Origin of the sequence: Burkholderia sp. Se-20378 (genome assembly GCF_017104665.1) — a bacterium.
GTDB classification, from domain to species: Bacteria; Pseudomonadota; Gammaproteobacteria; order Burkholderiales; family Burkholderiaceae; genus Burkholderia; species Burkholderia lata.
The window spans coordinates 1-818 of the sequence record NZ_JAAGPG010001184.1; the positions used below are offsets into that span (position 1 = coordinate 1).

The 818-nt window shown below is 71.3% G+C and carries 1 protein-coding gene and 1 pseudogene; both read left to right on the forward strand.

Going from position 1 to position 818, the window contains the following annotated elements; all coding sequences use genetic code 11:
* Nucleotides 1-628: pseudogene (locus tag G3N93_RS40890) on the forward strand (Hsp70 family protein); the annotation flags it as partial.
* A 5-nt stretch (nucleotides 629-633) separates the two neighbouring features.
* Nucleotides 634-818: hypothetical protein (locus tag G3N93_RS40895; RefSeq protein WP_206135621.1), on the forward strand; the 185-nt coding region annotated here is incomplete at its 3' end.

The window sequence follows — 818 nt, forward strand, 5'->3', positions numbered from 1 at the left end:
TCCGACGGCCGTGCTGTTCAACGGCGGCGTGTTCAAGTCGACGCTGCTCACGCAGCGCGTGCTCGATACGCTCAACAGCTGGCTCGCCGCCGAAGGCGCGCCGCCCGCGCGCCTGCTCGAAGGCGCGGATCTCGATCTCGCGGTCGCGCGTGGCGCCGCGTACTACGGCTACGTGAAGCGCGGCCGTGGCGTGCGCATTCGCGGCGGCACGGCGCGTGCGTACTACGTCGCGATCGAATCGGCGATGCCCGCGGTGCCGGGGCTCGAACCGCCGGTGCAGGCGCTGTGCGTCGCGCCGTTCGGGATGGAGGAAGGCTCGGACGCGGCGTTGCCGCCGCAGGAGTTCGGCCTCGTCGTCGGCGAACCGGTGCAGTTCCGCTTCTTCGGTTCGTCGGTGCGCCGTCAGGACCAGGTCGGCACGCTGCTCGACTACTGGTCGCCGGAGGAGCTGCAGGAGCTCGAGGAGATCCAGGCGACGCTGCCCGCCGAAGGGCGCACCGTCGGTGAGGTCGTGCCCGTGAAGCTGCATGCGCGCGTGACCGAAGCCGGCACGCTCGAACTCGAGGCGATCCCGAGCGGCACGAACGAGCGCTGGAAGGTCGAGTTCGACGTGCGCGGCGCCGCCTGAGCGCGATGAAGCGCTATACGGTCGGGATCGACCTCGGCACGAGCAATACGGTCGTCGCATACGTCGAGGCCGGTTCCGACGCGATTCGCGTGTTCGACGTCGAGCAGCTGGTCGGCCCCGGCGCGGTGGCCGCGCAGCCGCTGCTGCCGTCGGTGCGCTATCACCCGGCGGCGGGCGAGCTGCCGCCGGA